Raw genomic sequence first — 12,082 nt, forward strand, 5'->3', positions numbered from 1 at the left:
GGACGGATCGAGCGCACCATCAGAAGATCCACATTGCGCTCATCTCGGAGGCTAGGCCGCTGCCCGCCGCGGCGCTCATCGGGAAAGCCATTCGGGGGGAACTGAGACTCGCTCAGGCCCTAGCCCCGCCGCACCTCGTACAGAAAGCACCCGTACTCCACCGCCCGTACATGCACCAGCGTCACCTCCGGATCGGTGAAGGCCTCCGTGAGGGCGTCGGTGAAGGCGTCGGGGAGGGCGTCGGTCACCAGGCGGCCGCCGAGGATGTGCCCCTCGCGGGAGTAGCGGCGCAGTACGCGGGGGGCGTTGGTGAAGGGCAGGGCGGCGGGGTCGGCCGGGCCCGCGCAGTCCTCGGCGTGGACGAAGACCGGGCCCTGTTCGTCGTAGGCGCCGGGGTGGGCGCCGGTCTCGGCCGCCCAGCGGCGCAGCGGGGCGTACGAGACCAGGGCGATCGCCTCCCCGGGGACACTCCTGCGCAAACAGCAGCGCAGCGGGGCGCCGCCCTCGGCGTCGGTGAAGGGCACCGCGCGGCGGCCCGCGTCGTCGGTGACCCGCAGCGACCGGAGGACCTCGGGGGCGATCGGACGTGCCGTGTGTGCCGTTGTCGTCGTCATGCCTCAAGCGTCCGTTCCGGCCACCGCGGTCACCGGCGGGAACCGGACATCGCGTTCCGTGTGGATCGCATGGAAGGATGACGCAACCGACACATAACGAGGAGATGACCGCGTGCCTGGCACAAACCTGACTCGCGAAGAGGCGCAAGCGCGGGCCGAGCTGCTCACCGTTGACTCGTACGAGATCGAGCTCGACCTCTCCGGCGCGCAGGAGGGCGGCACCTACCGGTCCGCGACCACGGTGCGCTTCGACGTCGCCCGCGGCGGAGCCGAGTCCTTCATCGACCTGGTGGCGCCCACCGTCCACGAGGTGAGTCTGAACGGTGACACGCTCGACCCCGCCGAGGTCTTCGCGGACTCGCGGATCGCGCTGCCGGGCCTGCTGGCGGGCCGCAACGTCCTGCGGGTCGTCGCCGACTGCGCGTACACCAACACCGGCGAGGGGCTGCACCGCTTCGTCGACCCGGTCGACGAGCAGGCGTACCTCTACACCCAGTTCGAGGTGCCGGACGCCCGCCGGGTCTTCGCCTCGTTCGAGCAGCCCGACCTGAAGGCGACCTTCCAGTTCACCGTGACGGCGCCCGACGGCTGGACGGTCGTCTCGAACTCGCCGACGCCCGAGCCGAAGGACAACGTCTGGATCTTCGAGCCGACCCCGCGCATCTCGTCGTACATCACCGCGCTGATCGTCGGCCCGTACCACTCCGTGCACAGCGTGTACGAGAAGGACGGGCAGTCCGTGCCGCTCGGCATCTACTGCCGCCCCTCGCTCGCCGAGTTCCTGGACTCGGACGCGATCTTCGAGGTGACCCGGCAGGGCTTCGACTGGTTCCAGGAGAAGTTCGACTACGCGTACCCCTTCGCCAAGTACGACCAGCTGTTCGTGCCGGAGTTCAACGCGGGCGCGATGGAGAACGCGGGCGCCGTCACCATCCGCGACCAGTACGTCTTCCGGTCCAAGGTGACCGACGCGGCGTACGAGGTGCGGGCCGAGACGATCCTGCACGAGCTGGCCCACATGTGGTTCGGCGACCTCGTCACCATGGAGTGGTGGAACGACCTGTGGCTGAACGAGTCGTTCGCCACCTACACCTCCATCGCCTGCCAGGCCGCCGCCCCGGGCTCGCGCTGGCCGCACTCGTGGACCACGTTCGCGAACTCCATGAAGACCTGGGCGTACCGGCAGGACCAGCTGCCGTCCACGCACCCGATCATGGCGGACATCCGCGACCTGGACGACGTGCTCGTCAACTTCGACGGCATCACGTACGCCAAGGGCGCGAGCGTGCTCAAGCAGCTCGTCGCGTACGTCGGCGAGGGCGAGTTCTTCAAGGGCGTGCAGGCGTACTTCAAGCGGCACGCCTTCGGCAACACCCGCCTGTCCGACCTGCTCGGCGCGCTGGAGGAGACCTCCGGGCGCGACCTGAAGACCTGGTCGAAGAAGTGGCTGGAGACCGCGGGCATCAACGTCCTGCGCCCGGAGCTCGCCACCGACGCCGACGGCGTCATCACCTCCTTCGCCGTCCGCCAGGAGGCCCCGGCGCTGCCCGCCGGCGCCAAGGGCGAGCCGACCCTGCGTCCGCACCGCATCGCGATCGGCCTGTACGACCTCGACGCCGCGAGCGGCAAGCTGGTGCGTACCGAGCGCATCGAGCTGGACGTCGACGGCGAGCTGACGGCCGTACCGCAGCTGAGCGGCAGGCGCCGCCCGGCGGTCGTGCTGCTCAACGACGACGACCTGTCGTACGCCAAGGTCCGACTGGACGAGGAGTCCCTGGCGTTCGTCACCGAGCACCTCGGCGACTTCGACGCCTCCCTGCCGCGCGCGCTGTGCTGGGCGTCGGCCTGGGACATGACGCGGGACGCCGAACTGGCCGCCCGCGACTACCTCTCCCTGGTCCTGTCGGGCATCGGCAAGGAGTCCGACATCGGCGTCGTGCAGTCGCTGCACCGCCAGGTCAAGCTCGCCATCGACCTGTACGCCGACCCGGCCGCCCGCGAGTCCCTGCTGACCCGCTGGACCGACGCCACGCTCGCGCACCTGCGCGCGGCCGAGCCGGCGAGCGACCACCAGCTGGCCTGGGCCCGCGCCTTCGCGGCGACGGCCCGCACGCCGGAACAGCTGGACCTGCTGGAGAGCCTGCTGGAGGGCACCCACACCGTCGAGGGCCTGGCCGTGGACACCGAGCTGCGCTGGGCGTTCGTGCAGCGCCTCGCGGCGGTCGGCCGCTTCGACGAGGCGGAGATCGCGGCCGAGTACGAGCGGGACAAGACCGCGGCCGGCGAACGGCACGCGGCGACGGCACGGGCGGCCCGCCCGACGCCGGAGGCGAAGGCGGAGGCCTGGGCCTCGGTCGTCGACTCCGACGGGCTGCCGAACGCCGTGCAGGAGGCCGTGATCGGCGGCTTCGTGCAGACCGACCAGCGCGAGCTGCTGGCGCCGTACACGGACCGGTACTTCGAGGCCCTCAAGGGCGTCTGGGACTCCCGCTCGCACGAGATCGCCCAGCAGATCGCCATCGGCCTGTACCCGTCGGTCCAGGTCTCCGAGCAGACCCTGGCCAAGACGGACACCTGGCTCACCGCGGCCGAGCCGAACGCGGCCCTGCGCCGCCTCGTCTCCGAGTCCCGCTCGGGCGTGGAGCGCGCCCTGAACGCCCAGGCGGCGGACGCGGCGGCCGGTCAGTAGGCAGTACGGCGAGTGAGGGCGCCCGTGCTTCGTGCCGGGCGCCCTTTCCCGGTGCGCACACCGCAGGCCCTCACCCGGGCCCGGCAGACGGCAGGGGCGGCCGCGCGCACGCGACCGCCCCGGTGCCGTGCCGGGTGTCCTACTTGGCGGACAGCTCCGCCGCCACCAGCTCCGCGATCTGGACCGCGTTCAGTGCGGCGCCCTTGCGGAGGTTGTCGTTGGAGACGAACAGCGCGAGGCCGTTGTCCACCGTCTCGTCGCGGCGGATGCGGCCGACGTACGACGGGTCCTGGCCGGCTGCCTGGAGCGGGGTCGGGATGTCGGAGAGGGTGACGCCCGGGGCCGCGGCGAGCAGCTCGGTCGCGCGCTCCGGGGGGATCGGGCGGGCGAAGCGGGCGTTGATCTGGAGGGAGTGGCCGGAGAAGACCGGGACGCGCACGCAGGTGCCGGAGACCTTCAGTTCGGGGATCTCCAGGATCTTGCGGGACTCGTTGCGCAGCTTCTGCTCCTCGTCGGTCTCGTTCAGACCGTCCTCGACGAGGTTGCCGGCGAAGGGGAGCACGTTGAAGGCGATGGTGCGCTTGTAGACGTTCGGCTCGGGGAAGTCGACCGCCGCACCGTCGTGGGTGAGCTTGTCGGCGTCGGCCGCGACCTTCTGCACCTGGCCGTGCAGCTCGGCGACGCCCGCGAGGCCCGAGCCGGACACCGCCTGGTAGGTGGCGACCACGACCGCCTCCAGACCGGCCTCCTCGTGCAGCGGCTTCAGGACCGGCATCGCGGCCATCGTCGTGCAGTTCGGGTTGGCGATGATGCCCTTGGGGCGGTCGGCGATCGCGTGCGGGTTCACCTCGGAGACCACCAGGGGGACGTCCGGGTCCCGGCGCCAGGCCGAGGAGTTGTCGATCACGACGGCGCCCTGGGAGGCGACCTTCTCGGCGAGCGCCTTGGATGTCGTGCCGCCGGCGGAGAAGAGCACGATGTCGAGGCCGGTGTAGTCGGCGGTCGCCGCGTCCTCCACCGTGACGCCGTCCAGCACGGTCCCCGCCGAACGGGCCGAGGCGAACAGGCGCAGCTGCGTGACCGGGAAGTTCCGCTCCGTGAGGATCCTGCGCATGACCGTGCCGACCTGACCGGTGGCTCCGACGATTCCGACCCTCACGGCGACTCCTTCTAGGTGTTCTCTGCGTGTACGCGGCTTTTCCATCATGCGGCCGACCCCGGTCCGCCTGTCCAATTCTTTGCGTGTCATGCCCGAGTACTGGGACACCAGAGCGCGACGGCCGGTTGCGGAACTCCCGTCGCACCCCTTCTGAGCTGGAGAAATTCGCCTGACGATCTCCCTTCGCCGCAAGCCGTGCAGGTCCGTGCGCCGGTGTGAGGTACGCCTCGGCGCGGATTCCGGAAAACCCGGTCGAACGTTTCCGTGCGCAGCCGCGTCGTAGGGGAAACGCGGTGAGGGGGTGGCTGGGTGCTGCGCGGAACGGCCCGCCGTGTCCAGGGGGACGATCAGGGCGATCCTCTGGACGCGGCCCAGGAACGCCGGGTGCGGGCGGTGCTCGCGCTCGGCGGGGTGCCGCAGTCGGACCTGCCGGACGGGGTGCAGCAGGTCCGGCTGCGGCTGCTGGAGCGGACCGCGAACGGCCAGGAGGCGCCGCGGGACGTGTCGGCGTGGGCGGCGGTCGTCGCCTCCCGCCTCGCCATGGACTGGCACCGGGCCAGGCGGCGCCAGGACCGGCTGGGCGAGCGGCTGGCCGCGCTGCGCGCACCCGCGCATCCCTCCGGCGAGGAGGCCAGCCTGCTCTCCCTCGCCGTGGCCCGGGGCCGCGACGAACTGCCCGCCGTCCAGCGGCAGGTGCTCGTGCTGCGCTTCTTCGCCGACCTGCCCGTGCGGGACATCGCCGGGGAACTGGGCATCCCGGAGGGCACGGTCAAGAGCAGGCTGCACACGGCGGTCCGCGCCCTGCGCGGCCGGCTGCACGAGGACTACGGGAACCACGGGGGACGGGGTGGTGTGAGATGACCGCCGAGTACGGGGGTACGACCGGTGCGGGTGCGGGTGCGGGTGCGGGTGCGGATGACGGCGGGGACGGCCGGGAGTACGACGGAGTGGACGCGTTGATGGCCGCCATCATCGGGGAACCGCTGCCGGAGGAGGCCCGCCGGGACCCCGCCTTCGTCGCCGAGCACCGCGCGGCCGCAGCCGACGTGGCCGTACTGAGGGAGCAACTCGCCTGGCTGGGCGAGGCGTTGGCCGCAGACGCGGAGGCCGAGGCGGAAGGGGAGGAGGGGAGAGCGGCCGTCGCACGTCCGGAACCTCCGGTCCATCCGGTACGGCCGCCGCGCTCCGGCCGACGCCCCGCCCTCCGCTTCGCGCTCGGTTCGCTCGCCGGTGCCGCGGCCTTCGCGATGGTCGCCGGCTTCGGCTGGCTGGTGACGCACGACTCCGGTACGGCCGGCGGCGCGAGTACGGCGTCCGACGCCAAGAGCCGGCCGGTCCGCGGGGCGGACCAGGGCCGCCCGGCCGACCCGGAGCGCGAACTCGCCTGCTCCCGGCTGGTGGTGGAGGGCACCGTGGCCCGGGTGACGCCGGAGAAGGCGTCCTCCTGGCAGCGGGTCACGCTCACCGTGACCCGCTCCTACAAGCCCGCCCACGGCCCGGCCGAGGTCGGCTTCCTGCTGGACGGCGGTGCGCGGCCGGCCCCGCGCGCGGGGCAGCACGTGCTCGTCACGGTCCTCGCGGGCGGGCAGGACGCGCACCTGTGGGTCGTCGGAGACGCCCGCGTGGCCGTCGGCCGGGCCTGGATCACCGAGTCGCTGCCCGCCTCCCGGCATCTCGGCTGCCCGTCGGGCGACCCCTCCCGGGCGGGGCGGTAGCGGGGCGGCAGCGGATCGGCGGCGGGGCGGTACGGCGTCGGCGCGGGCCGGTCAGCTCTCCTTCGAGCGCGCGTAGTGCCGGGACGCCTTCGCGCGGTTGCCGCACGCGGCCATCGAGCACCAGCGGCGGGTGCCGTTCCGTGACGTGTCGAAGAAGTGCAGGATGCAGCCGCCGCCGGCGCAGGTGCGGATCCGCTCCGGGGCCCGGGTGAGCAGGTCCAGGTAGTTCCGGGCGGCGAGCCAGGCCGGGCCCCAGGCCGGGTCGGCGAACTCGGGCTCCTCGGCGGGGCCCTCGGCGGTCAGCCGAGCCCGGATCCGGCCGTGCGCGAGGACGGCGTCCACGAGCGGCGCCGCCTGCCCCGGTGAGCCGTGCACGGCGGCCGTGAGTGCCTCGCGGGCCGTGCGCAGATGGCGCAGTGCGGCCGCGTCGGCCGGGTGCGCGCCGGCCAGTCCGTTGCTCGCCAGCCACACCGCGAGCCCCTCGGGGGCGTCGAGCAGGTCCTGGGTCTCGCTCTCCCGGTTCCACCGGGTGTTGAGCAGGTCGAGGGCGAGGGGCTCGCCGGTGAGCGGGCGGGGATCGGGGGCGGCGGGCATGGGACTCTCCTTCTCCTCTAACCGCTCAATCGTACGTTACCGGTTGACTCTGCCGCCTCTAACCCCCTAACGTTGATTACGTAGGTTAGTCATCCCGAAGGAGAGCAGCCATGGCGCCCCGCCTCGCGCACACCGGCCTGAACGTCACCGACCTCGACCGCTCCCTCGCCCTCTACCGCGACCTCCTCGGCCTCGCCGTACTCGCCGAGGGCAAGGAGGACGACCGGCGCTGGGCGCTGCTGGGGGAGAGCGGCGGCCCTCCGCTCGTCACCCTCTGGCAGCAGGCACAGGGGACGTACGACAGCGGCCGACCCGGACTGCACCACCTGGCCCTCGCCGTGGACACCGTCGACCAGGTCCGCGCCTACGAGGCCGCGCTGCGGGCCGCCGGGACCGACTTCGCCCACGAGGGCGTCGTCGCCCACCGGGAGGGCGGCGCCTCGGGCGGGATCTTCTTCCACGACCCGGACGGCATCCGCGTGGAGATCTCCGCACCGCTCGGCCCCGAGGGTGCCCCCGCCCCGTACGAGGCCGCTCCGACCTGCGGATTCTTCTAGCCATGGGCGCCTACCACGCGGGCTCGCTCGCCGTGCAGGAGCTGCTGGGCGTCCGTGACCGCGCCGACCACGTCGGCCGCTCCCTCGGTCAGGACATCAAGCCGGTGGCGGCGGCCTTCCTGGAAGTCCAGCCCCTGCTCGTCGTCGGCGCGGCGGACCCGGGGACCGGGCGGGTGTGGGCGTCGGCGCTGACGGGGGCGCCGGGGTTCGTCCGGGCGACGGGCCCCCGGCAGATGTCGGTCGTCACCGCCGAGGGCCCGCACCCGGCCGGTCGCCCGGACGCTGCGCTCGCCCCGGCCCTGCACACCCCCGGCACCCGCATCGGCACCATCGCCCTCGACCCCCGCACCCGCCGCCGGATGCGCCTGAACGGCCGGCTGCGGCCCACGGCACGGGGCTTCGCCGTCGAGGCGGACCAGGTCTTCGCCAACTGCCCCAAGTACATCCAGCGCCGGGAGTCGTACGAGACGGTCGCCGACCGCACGCCCGGAACCCCGCAGGTCCGCACCGAACTCACCGAGGGGCAGCGGGAGTTCGTCCGGCGGGCCGACACCTTCTTCCTCGCCACCGTGCACGGCGGCGGCGCCGACGCCAGTCACCGCGGCGGCAACCCCGGCTTCGTCCGGGTCGCCTCACCGCGCGAACTCGTCTGGCCCGACTACCCCGGCAACGCCATGTTCCTCACCCTCGGCAACCTGCGCACCGACCCGCGCGCCGGGCTGCTCTTCCTCGACTGGACCACCGGCGACACCCTCCAGCTCACCGGCGAGGCGCACACCGGGTGCACGGCCGACGGCGGGCGTACCGTCCGCTTCGCGCTCACCGCTGCCCGGTGGACCCCGGGCGCCCTGCCGCTGCGCTGGTCCGCCCCCGAATATTCACCGGCGAATCCGGACATCGCACGCTAACGTCCGCGCATGCGAAGGAACTTGAGGGTGGCGGCCTACGCCGTGTGCATCCGCGACGGACAGCTCCTGCTCGCCCGCTCGCCGGGCCCGGACGGGACGCCCGAGTGGGTGCTGCCCGGCGGCGGCATGGAGCACGGCGAGGATCCGTACGACACCGTCCGCCGTGAGGTCACCGAGGAGACCGGCTACCGGATCCGGGTCACCGACCTCCTCGGCGTCCACTCCCACCGGCTGGTCGGGAACCCGCGCGTCGGCCGGCGCACGGACCACCACGGGGTCCGGATCGTCTACGCCGCCGAGGTCACGGGCGGCGAACTCCGGTACGAGGTCGGCGGATCCACCGACCTCGCCGCCTGGCAGCCGCTGGACGCCGTACCCGGACTCCACCGCGTACCCCTCGTCGACATCGCCCTCGGACTGTGGCGCGAGCGCCCGCCCCATGGACGCCCGTCCCACGGACGCCCGGAGGCAGGGCCCCTGCCCCGGCAGATGAACGAGGAGTGACCGGCCTCCGGCCGCGCGCGATCCGCTCCCCGTCCACTCCATGGCCGCAGGCAGGCCCCGTGATCCACGTACGGTGATCGGCGCCGCGCGTTGCCGCCGCGTTCACGCACAGGCCATTCCCGGTGCCAAGCATCCAGTGCGAGCGGGGTGTTCGCGCCTGCGACGGCCCGCGACCACTGCCGACGCGTTCGCACTCGGGGAGATCGCGCCATGTCGCGCACACGCTCTGTCGCCACCTCCACGGGCTCCGGCCCGGGGGTCCACCGCCGTACCGTCCTCGCCGCCGCCGGAGCGGTCTCGCTCTCCGCGGGCGTCGGCTACGCCCTGCGCCCCACCGACAGCGAGGCCGCCACCGCCGCCGGCACCGGTGACGACGTGCCCGTCGCCCACTCCCGGCAGGCCGCGGCCGGCCCGCTCGCCCCCTACACCAAGGGCACCACCCTCGCCTCCGTCGCCACCCCGCTCAGCGGCGGCGCCTACCGCCGCCTCGGCGACGGCCCCGGCTGGCCACGCGTGGTGCGCGAGGAGCTGGCCGTGCCCACCTCCGGCCGCGCGAACCGCCGTACGACGCTCGCCGCGTTCGTGCAGTTCACCGACCTGCATCTGATGGACGTCCAGCACCCCCTGCGCTGGGAGTTCCTGCGCGCGGCGGACGTGCACTCCTGGCGCCCGCAGGAGCTGCTCACCGTGCCCGGCGCCATCTCGCTCGTCGAGCGGGTCAACGCCCTGCGCGGCGCCCCCGTCACCGGCTCCCCCCTGCACTTCGTGATGACCACCGGCGACAACACCGACAACAACGCCCGCTCCGAACTGGAGTGGTTCATGAAGGTGATGAGCGGCGGCCGCATCACCCCGAACACCGGTGACCCGAGGCACTACGAGGGCGTGCAGAACAGCGGGCTGAAGCTGTACTGGCAGCCCGACTCCACCCTGCGCGACCGCGACAAGACGCTCGGCTTCCCGCATCTGCGGGGCTTCCTGGCCGCCGCGACCCGCGAGCTCAGGAGCCCCGGCCTCAACCTGCCCTGGTACTCCACCGTCGGCAACCACGACACCCTCCCGCTCGGCGCCTACGGCTCCCACGGCGACCGCTACCTCGCCGAGGCGGCCGTCGGCGGCAAGAAGCTGATGGACGTACCGGCCGCCGACGCCAGGAAGCTCCTCGACAGCATCAACCACGCCACCGACCCCAAGGGCACCGGCTACCGCGACTTCCTCAAGGCCCACGCCCGCTCCATGCGCTCGGTCACGCCGGACGAGCGGCGGGCGCCGTACACCCCGGCCGACTACCTCAAGGCCCACCTGGACCCCGCCCACCAGGGGCTCGGCCCGGTCGGCCACGGCTACTCCGCCGCCAACCTCGACGCCGCCACCCAGTACTACGCCTTCCGCGTCTCCGCCGACGTCATCGGCATCAGCCTCGACACCACCGACGCGGGCGGCCACTACAACGGCTCCGTCGGCACCGCCCAGCTGAACTGGCTCGCCAGGACGCTGAAGGACAACAAGGACGCCCACGTCGTCGTCTTCAGCCACCACACCAGCAAGACGATGAACAACACCCGCCCCGACCCGGCCCGCCCCGGCGAACAGCGGCACACCGGTGCCGAGGTGCTCTCGCTGCTGTCCGCCCACGCGAACGTCCTGGCCTGGGTGAACGGCCACGTCCACAAGAACGTCGTCACCCCGCACCAGGGCTCCTCCGGCGGCCACTCCTTCTGGGAGATCTCCACCGCCTCCCACATCGACTTCCCCCACCTCGCCCGGGTCATCGAGCTGGTCGACAACAAGGACGGCACGATCTCGGTCTTCACCACCCTGATCGAGTCGGCCGCCCCGCACCGCACCGACTTCTCCGACCTCTCCCAGACCGGTCTGGCCGCCCTCTACCGCGAACTGGCCTGCAACGCCCCCGGCGCCGACACGAGCCTCGGCGGCACGGCGGGGGACCGGAACACCGAGCTGGTGCTCAAGAAGAGCTGAAAATCACCCAACTGGCGTAACGTCGAGCAACCTTCACGTATCCGGCACCGGTTTCATCCCCCGACCGCATCGTTCATCACATGCTGGGGGAAGACATGCGTGCACGTACGACTCTGGTGGGCGCCGCCGCCCTGCTCGTCTCGGCCGCCCTGGCGGCTCCGGCGTTCGCCGCAGGCGGCAGTACGGGTGAGGGCCTTGCGGGTGGCGGGCACGCCGCCACCCGCAAGGCCGTCGAGGCCGCCGTCACGGCCGGGGTGCCCGGCGCGACCGCCACCGCGAGGGACACCCACGGCACCTGGTCCACCACGGCGGGCGTGGGCGACCTGCGCACGGGCGAGCCGCGCTCGGCGGCCGACCGCTACCGCGTCGCCAGCATCACCAAGACCTTCGTCGCCACCGTGCTGCTCCAACTGGAGGCGGAGGGCCGGCTGTCCCTGGACGACACGGTGGCGAAATGGCTGCCGGGCCTCGTCCACGGGAACGGCAACGACGGCAGCCGCATCACCGTCCGCCAACTGCTGAACCACACCAGCGGCATCCACGACTACCTCGCCGACCCCGACTTCCGGCGCACCTACTTCACCCCGGACGGCTTCTACGCGCACCGCCGCGACACCGTCACCGCGCAGGACCTGGTGGCGATCGCGATGCGGCACCAGCCGGACTTCGCGCCGGGCACCTCCTGGAACTACTCCAACACCAACTACGTCGTCGCCGGGATGGTGATCGAGAAGGTCACCGGCCACTCCTACGCCACCGAGATCGAGCACCGCGTCATCCGGCCGCTGCGGCTGACCGCGACCTCCGTGCCCGGCACGAGGACCGCCCTGCCGTGGCCGAGCAGCCGGGCGTACTCGAAGTTCGCGAACCCGGGCGGCCCCACGTACGACGTCACGGAGCTCAACCCGTCCATCGCCTCCTCCGCCGGCGAGATGATCTCCGACTCGGCCGACCTGGACCGCTTCTACGGCGCCCTGCTCGGCGGAGAACTCCTCCCGCCCCGGCAGCTGAAGGAGATGAAGACCACCGTCGCCAGCCGGATCGCCCCGAACGTCCGCTACGGCCTCGGCCTCATGGACACCAGGCTGACCTGCGGCGTCCACGTCTGGGGACACACCGGCGGCATCCACGGCTCGGCGTCCGAGGCAGCCACGAGCGAGGACGGCCGGCACTCCGTGGCGGTCAACCTCAACGGCGACTGGACGGGCGACACGGGAGCGGTGACGGAAGCCGAGTTCTGCGGTGGGCGGGGTGACGTGCCGTAGGCGTGCTGGGTTCCGTGCTGTACGGCGATGCCGCGAGACGGGTCACGGCCGCGTGGCCGTCCGGATCGTCCCGCAGCACGGCCGCCGGCTCCGG

General features: G+C 72.7%; 11 protein-coding genes. 8 read left to right on the forward strand and 3 right to left on the reverse strand.

Features of this window, described 5'->3' with window-relative positions; genetic code table 11:
* Positions 1-119: 119 nt before the first annotated feature.
* Positions 120-614: a DUF1203 domain-containing protein gene (locus BIV25_RS39745; protein ID WP_071377432.1), complete on the reverse strand. Its 495-nt coding sequence runs from the start codon at positions 612-614 to the stop codon at positions 120-122.
* A 112-nt stretch (positions 615-726) separates the two neighbouring features.
* On the opposite strand from BIV25_RS39745, the gene pepN reads away from it, so the two are divergent.
* On the forward strand, positions 727-3,303 hold the full coding sequence (pepN, locus tag BIV25_RS39750; RefSeq protein ID WP_071377433.1) for an aminopeptidase N: 2,577 nt from the start codon (positions 727-729) through the stop codon (positions 3,301-3,303).
* 139 nt (positions 3,304-3,442) lie between these two features.
* Here the strand turns inward: pepN and BIV25_RS39755 are convergent, their stop codons facing one another.
* Positions 3,443-4,462, reverse strand: a complete 1,020-nt coding sequence (locus tag BIV25_RS39755; protein ID WP_071377434.1) for an aspartate-semialdehyde dehydrogenase — start codon at positions 4,460-4,462, stop codon at positions 3,443-3,445.
* Between the two features lie 309 nt (positions 4,463-4,771).
* Here BIV25_RS39755 and BIV25_RS39760 point away from each other — a divergent pair, with 309 nt between their 5' ends.
* Together BIV25_RS39760 and BIV25_RS39765 are read left to right on the forward strand one after the other, a co-directional pair.
* A complete protein-coding gene (locus BIV25_RS39760; protein ID WP_071377435.1) occupies positions 4,772-5,323 on the forward strand; it encodes an RNA polymerase sigma factor in 552 nt (183 codons plus the stop codon).
* Complete coding sequence (locus BIV25_RS39765; protein ID WP_256257117.1) at positions 5,320-6,177, forward strand: hypothetical protein; 858 nt, start codon at positions 5,320-5,322, stop codon at positions 6,175-6,177. Before BIV25_RS39760 ends, BIV25_RS39765 begins: the two co-directional genes overlap by 4 nt.
* A 51-nt stretch (positions 6,178-6,228) precedes the next feature.
* Here the strand turns inward: BIV25_RS39765 and BIV25_RS39770 are convergent, their stop codons facing one another.
* The gene (locus BIV25_RS39770; RefSeq protein ID WP_071377436.1) at positions 6,229-6,771 is read right to left on the reverse strand and encodes a CGNR zinc finger domain-containing protein; all 543 of its coding nucleotides are present in this window, start codon (positions 6,769-6,771) and stop codon (positions 6,229-6,231) included.
* A gap of 110 nt (positions 6,772-6,881) precedes the next feature.
* On the opposite strand from BIV25_RS39770, the gene BIV25_RS39775 reads away from it, so the two are divergent.
* The 5 genes from BIV25_RS39775 to BIV25_RS39795 all read left to right on the forward strand — a co-directional run bounded on the left by BIV25_RS39775 (position 6,882) and on the right by BIV25_RS39795 (position 11,988).
* Positions 6,882-7,328, forward strand: coding sequence for a VOC family protein (locus tag BIV25_RS39775; RefSeq protein WP_071377437.1), 447 nt, complete (start codon positions 6,882-6,884; stop codon positions 7,326-7,328).
* A gap of 2 nt (positions 7,329-7,330) precedes the next feature.
* Positions 7,331-8,236 (forward strand): pyridoxamine 5'-phosphate oxidase family protein, encoded by a 906-nt coding sequence (locus BIV25_RS39780; RefSeq protein ID WP_071377438.1) that lies wholly within the window; start codon positions 7,331-7,333, stop codon positions 8,234-8,236.
* Between the two features lie 9 nt (positions 8,237-8,245).
* Positions 8,246-8,740, forward strand: a complete 495-nt coding sequence (locus BIV25_RS39785; protein WP_177235585.1) for an NUDIX hydrolase — start codon at positions 8,246-8,248, stop codon at positions 8,738-8,740.
* 210 nt (positions 8,741-8,950) lie between these two features.
* Positions 8,951-10,723 (forward strand): TIGR03767 family metallophosphoesterase, encoded by a 1,773-nt coding sequence (locus BIV25_RS39790; protein ID WP_071377440.1) that lies wholly within the window; start codon positions 8,951-8,953, stop codon positions 10,721-10,723.
* Between the two features lie 80 nt (positions 10,724-10,803).
* Positions 10,804-11,988 carry a serine hydrolase gene (locus BIV25_RS39795; RefSeq protein WP_256257118.1) on the forward strand — a complete coding sequence of 395 codons (1,185 nt, stop codon included), beginning with the start codon at positions 10,804-10,806 and terminating at the stop codon, positions 11,986-11,988.
* The last annotated feature ends 94 nt before the right edge of the window (positions 11,989-12,082 follow it).

This window comes from Streptomyces sp. MUSC 14, from assembly GCF_001866675.1.
Lineage (GTDB): Bacteria > Actinomycetota > Actinomycetes > Streptomycetales > Streptomycetaceae > Streptomyces.